This is a genomic window from Streptococcus handemini (assembly GCF_040984445.1).
Taxonomy (GTDB): Bacteria; Bacillota; Bacilli; order Lactobacillales; family Streptococcaceae; genus Streptococcus; species Streptococcus handemini.
This window is the reverse complement of record NZ_JBFRYH010000124.1, coordinates 1-1,099: the sequence shown is the minus strand read 5'-3', so window position 1 is coordinate 1,099 and position 1,099 is coordinate 1. Positions and strand designations below refer to the sequence as shown.

General features: G+C 40.4%; 1 protein-coding gene and 1 pseudogene. One reads left to right on the top strand and one right to left on the bottom strand.

What is annotated here, in order from left to right:
* Window positions 1-854 (top strand): transposase (locus tag ABPH35_RS10900; protein ID WP_368849827.1); only part of this gene is annotated, 854 nt, incomplete at its 5' end.
* A gap of 137 nt (window positions 855-991) precedes the next feature.
* Here ABPH35_RS10900 and ABPH35_RS10895 read toward each other — a convergent pair.
* A pseudogene (locus ABPH35_RS10895) lies at window positions 992-1,099 on the bottom strand (IS30 family transposase); the annotation flags it as partial.

Genomic DNA, 1,099 nt, shown 5'->3' with positions numbered 1-1,099 from the left:
TCCAGGAAGAAGTTTACCAACAACTAAGGGATTTAAGCCGTTTCTATCAAAACCTAACAGAAGATATTGTCCGTACCAAGAACCGTCTACACAAGATATTGCAGGTTACTTTTCCAGAGTTAGAAAGCCTCTTATCAACACCAACCGGTGAACAGTACTGGAACTTGGTCATGGCTTTTCCGTGCAAGGAATTTGTCTTAGATCGAACGAACAGTGAGTTAAGGCATCGTATCTGTCAGTCGACTTCAAAACGGATCTCTGACAAGCGTGTCGCTTTCCTGACTAACAAACTTACTGAACTTGCCAGACAGTCTTATTGTGCGGTCAAAAAATCCTCTCCAATGATGGAAGAGGTCCGTTACTATGCACAAGAACTGTTTAGGCTATCTAATCGGAGACAAACTGTTTTGGATGAAATGGTCACATTCGCTCAGCCATTACCTGAATATGAGATCCTCCTCTCTATTCCTGGAATAGCGGAAACCTCAGCGACAAGTATTATTGGTGAATTGGGCGACATTCGCCGTTTTCAGTCTGCTAATCAAATCAACGCTTTCATTGGAATTGACCTCAGACACTACGAATCTGGAAACGTCCTTGCCAAGGAACACATCACCAAATGCGGAAATCCTTACGCGAGAAAGATTCTATTCAAGTGCATCCACAACATCGCTGCAGCTAGTCACACTAATCCCTGCCATATCGCAGATTTCTATGAGAAACGAAAAAGACAATCGCAGGTGACGTCAACTAAGCCACATACGATTGCCTCCATACATCGCCTCATCAGGACGATGTATTACCTCATAACGCATAACAAACTCTACGATTATACTTCAACCCAAAATCAGTAAAGTCGTCTATGCCCTAGTATTGTAACACCTTATCGAAAAATTTCCAACATAAGGTGTTCTTTTGACATGCCCTTTTTTTACTAAATAAGTGTCAAAAATAAGACAGCACTCTCAAAATGCCAAATTTCAAGTCCAAGTTAGCCAGTTTGTAAAAACTCACTAGGAGATTTGTAATCTAGTATTTTCTTTGGATAGTTATTAATCCACTTTTCAATAAATGCAACTTGTTGAGTAGTTGCATTTTT